This is a genomic window from Cognatilysobacter lacus (assembly GCF_008274655.1).
Classification (GTDB): Bacteria; Pseudomonadota; Gammaproteobacteria; order Xanthomonadales; family Xanthomonadaceae; genus Cognatilysobacter; species Cognatilysobacter lacus.
This window is the reverse complement of the sequence record NZ_VTRV01000214.1, coordinates 1-3254: the sequence shown is the minus strand read 5'-3', so window position 1 is coordinate 3254 and position 3254 is coordinate 1. Positions and strand designations below refer to the sequence as shown.

General features: G+C 70.1%; 4 protein-coding genes, 1 tRNA gene and 2 pseudogenes. 5 read left to right on the top strand and 2 right to left on the bottom strand.

All coding sequences use genetic code 11. From position 1 onward, the window contains the following. Positions 1-201: hypothetical protein (locus tag FW784_RS13305; RefSeq protein WP_149353808.1), on the top strand; the 201-nt coding region annotated here is incomplete at its 5' end. 179 nt (positions 202-380) lie between these two features. Here FW784_RS13305 and FW784_RS13300 read toward each other — a convergent pair. Continuing rightward, a tRNA-Met gene (locus FW784_RS13300) sits at positions 381-457 on the bottom strand. A 148-nt stretch (positions 458-605) separates the two neighbouring features. Between FW784_RS13300 and FW784_RS13295 the strand changes: the two are divergent. Further along, positions 606-1092, top strand: a pseudogene (locus FW784_RS13295) (RNA pyrophosphohydrolase); the annotation flags it as partial. A 165-nt stretch (positions 1093-1257) separates the two neighbouring features. Here FW784_RS13295 and FW784_RS13290 read toward each other — a convergent pair. Next, positions 1258-1848: a DUF4126 domain-containing protein gene (locus FW784_RS13290; RefSeq protein WP_149353806.1), complete on the bottom strand. Its 591-nt coding sequence runs from the start codon at positions 1846-1848 to the stop codon at positions 1258-1260. Between the two features lie 94 nt (positions 1849-1942). Here FW784_RS13290 and FW784_RS13285 point away from each other — a divergent pair, with 94 nt between their 5' ends. From FW784_RS13285 to FW784_RS13275, 3 genes and pseudogenes are all read left to right on the top strand, one after another. Further along, on the top strand, positions 1943-2623 hold the full coding sequence (locus FW784_RS13285) for a DUF6776 family protein (protein ID WP_149353805.1): 681 nt from the start codon (positions 1943-1945) through the stop codon (positions 2621-2623). A 67-nt stretch (positions 2624-2690) separates the two neighbouring features. Then, positions 2691-3065 (top strand): iron-sulfur cluster insertion protein ErpA, encoded by a 375-nt coding sequence (gene erpA, locus FW784_RS13280; protein ID WP_149353804.1) that lies wholly within the window; start codon positions 2691-2693, stop codon positions 3063-3065. Beyond that, positions 3062-3254 (top strand): annotated as a pseudogene (locus FW784_RS13275) (hypothetical protein); the annotation flags it as partial. The gene erpA and the pseudogene FW784_RS13275, both read left to right, overlap by 4 nt.

Sequence of the window (3254 nt, the reverse complement as noted above, 5' to 3'; positions counted from 1 at the left end):
AGCGGCCCGGTGCGCGTGGAAGTCCGCGCGCTCGGCACGGACGACGCCGTTCGCTGGTTGCTCGATGGCCGGCTCGTGGCGTCCTCGCAGGGCTCGGCGCCGACGCGCCTGGCCCTGGACGAACCCGGCCCGCATGCGCTGACCGCGATCGCGGAGTCCGGTGCGTGGGCCCGTATCGGGTTCCGGGTGCTGTCCAGGTGATTCCCGGCGCCCGGACGCGCTGAGTTCCAGCGACGGGTAGCACGTGGCCGCACGGACCGTCCGCAACGGGTCGAGTAGCCCTCCCGGGAGTGTTCGACGAAGGCACTCGAGGCGCCTGACCCGACGTCGCTACTGTCTCTTCAGCCACAAAAAAGCCCGCAAATTCGCGGGCTTAAGTGTGGTGGCTATGGGTGGACTCGAACCACCGACCCCAGCATTATGAGTGCTGTGCTCTAACCGGCTGAGCTACATAGCCATCGGGTGAACAGCGAATTCTTCCGGTTCGCCCGGCGGCTGTCAATCGCGGGTTCCGCAAACCGCCCGCCTGCTTCGCTTGTTGTCGACGGGACCGCGTGGCAGAGTCGGGACAAGTGGCCCTGCGCCTGTAGATCGAGGTCCGCATCGTGATCGATCCGGACGGTTACCGCCCCAACGTGGGCATCGTCCTCATGAACACCGATGGCCGGGTGTTCTGGGCAAGGCGCGTCCATCGCGACGGCTGGCAGTTCCCGCAGGGCGGGATGAACACCGACGAGACGCCGGTCGAGGCGATGTACCGCGAGTTGCAAGAGGAAACCGGCCTGCTGCCGGAGCACGTCGAGGTCCTCGCGGCCACGCCTGGCTGGCTGCGCTACCGCTTGCCGCAGCGCGCGGTGCGCCGGCGCGATCGGCTGGTCTGCATCGGGCAGAAGCAGGTGTGGTTCCTGCTGCAGCTCAAGGGGGCTGAATCCGACGTGCGTCTGGACGCCACCGACAAGCCCGAGTTCGACCACTGGCGCTGGGTGGATTTCTGGTATCCGCTGGAACACGTGGTGACGTTCAAGCGCGGCGTGTATTCGCGCGCCCTGCAGCATCTGGCGCCCACCGCCCGCCACATCGCGGGCCCGGGCGCCGTGCCGCAACCGGTGCTCGACATGCACGACAGCCGCAACCGGACCTATCGCCAGCGACCGCGCGTGTCCGTTGGTAATGGCGCCGGCGGTCAGGCTGACGCCGCTTCGTAGCGACGCGTCAGAGCGGGAAGCGGCGGGCGAGGGCAACGCGCCGCGAACGTCGTCACGTAGCGCGCGGTTTGGCTCCGCCGCGAAGCACCGTGCGGACGCGTCGCCACAGCCAGGCCACCGCCAGCGCGACCAGCACGCTGAGCAGGATCACCAACGCCAGCGCAGCCACCGGATGCGCGATCAGCAGTGCGAGGATGCCTAGCGATGCCGCGTCCTCGCCGGCCGACGCCGTCCAGTTCGACACCGGCTCCGGCGACGTGTTGATCAGCGCACGGGTGCCGGCTTTCAGGCCGTGGCTCGCGAAGGCGATCCCCGCGCCCGCTGCCAATGCGCCCGCGCCGAGATGCCCATCCGGCGACAACGCAGCCGCGGCGAGGAACGCGCCGGCAGGCACGCGCAGCAATGTATGGACGAGGTCCCACGCCGAATCGACGCCCGGGATCTTGTCGGCGAAGAACTCGACGACGGCCAGCGCACCCGCGACGCCGAGTACCCACGGCGACTGCGTTACCTGCAGCGCGGGCGGCAGGTCCATCCAGCCCAGCGCGCCGGCCAGACCGATGCCGAACACCGTGAGGTACACGCGTACGCCCGCCAACCAGGCGAGCACGAGGCCGAGGGCGAACAGGGGCGCTGCGGGCATGGCGGACTCCGACGGCCGTAGCTTCGATGCAACCGCGCCGGTCGTGCAGGCGGCGTCGGCATACTGGCATACCGCCGCCTGATCGGAATCCCGCATGCCGACACCCCCGACGCCGCCCCACGCCGCCCGCGCCGGCGTCGGTCTGGTGGCCGCGCTGCTGGTCTTCCTGATCGCGTTGCTTTTCGGCGCATGGGGCGTCTGGCAGGTGGCCAGCGGCACCCGGCCCGCGCCTTGCGACGCCAGCACGAACGGCGAACTCGCGCAGCGCATCGCCACGCTTTCGCGGTCCGACCAGGTCAGTCGCGACGCCAACGGCCGGCTCCAGGCCACGCTCGCCGACCGCGAGGAACAGATCGCGCAGCTCAAGGCCGATGTCGACTTCTACGAGCGCCTGGTCGGCGCGACCGGCCAGCGCCACGGCCTCGCGGTGCACGCGCTGCGCATGGCCCGCCAACCCGGAGGCGCCTGGCACTTCACGACCGTGCTGACGCAGAACCTGGACCGCGGCGGCATCAGCAGTGGCGATGTCGAGCTCGCCGTCGAAGGCAGCGCGCAGGGCCAGCTGCGCACGCTGGACTGGGGGACACTGCGCCAGCAACCGCATGCCGCGGGCGTGCCGTACTCGTTCCGCTACTTCGAGGAAGTGCAGGGCGACGTCTTCCTGCCCGCGGGCTTCTCCCCAGTGCGGGTGATCGTCCGGCTCCGGCCGCACGGCGGGGCGCCGGTCGAGCATGCGGTCACCTGGGCCGAAGCGGTCGCCGCTCCGTCGCCTTGACGACCGCGGGAAACAGCGTCGCGCCGCATTGGCCGGGCGTTCGGCGACGCGCTGCTATCCTGCCCGCATGGAAATCATCGACCTTCCGACGGCCCCGGGTTACCAATCGCTCGACCGGCCGCTGGTGTTCACGCCGGCCGCCGCGGGCAAGGTGCGCCAGCTGATCGACGAGGAAGGCAATGCCGCGCTCAAGCTGCGCGTCTACATCCAGGGCGGCGGCTGCTCGGGGTTCCAGTACGGTTTCGAATTCGACGAGGAACGCGGCGAGGACGACCTGGCGGTCGAAACCGACGGCGTCACGCTGGTGGTCGATCCGCTCAGCCTGCAATACCTGATGGGCGCCGAAGTCGATTACACCGAGAGCCTGCACGGCGCCCAGTTCGTCATTCGCAATCCGAATGCGAAGACCACCTGCGGTTGCGGGTCCTCGTTCTCGGCATGACCTCCGTGGCCGGCGCGCCGTACTCGCTGGTCGGCCCCGATCCCTGCCTTGCGGCGCTCGACCGCGCTGACACGCTGCGCGTCGATCCCGATGCGCTCGCCGCCGCCTGGGCCACCGCTTGGGTACTGCGCATCGACAGCGACGGCCGCGCCGCGGGCGATGACCACGGCCGTCCGGCGCTCGTGCGCG

What these genes read in the sequence shown, in the direction of transcription:
- FW784_RS13290 (WP_149353806.1), bottom strand. Translation starts at nt 1,848, where the DNA reads ATGCCCGCAGCGCCCCTGTTCGCCCTCGGCCTCGTGCTCGCCTGGTTG.
- FW784_RS13285 (WP_149353805.1), top strand. Translation starts at nt 1,943, where the DNA reads ATGCCGACACCCCCGACGCCGCCCCACGCCGCCCGCGCCGGCGTCGGT.
- erpA (WP_149353804.1), top strand. Translation starts at nt 2,691, where the DNA reads ATGGAAATCATCGACCTTCCGACGGCCCCGGGTTACCAATCGCTCGAC.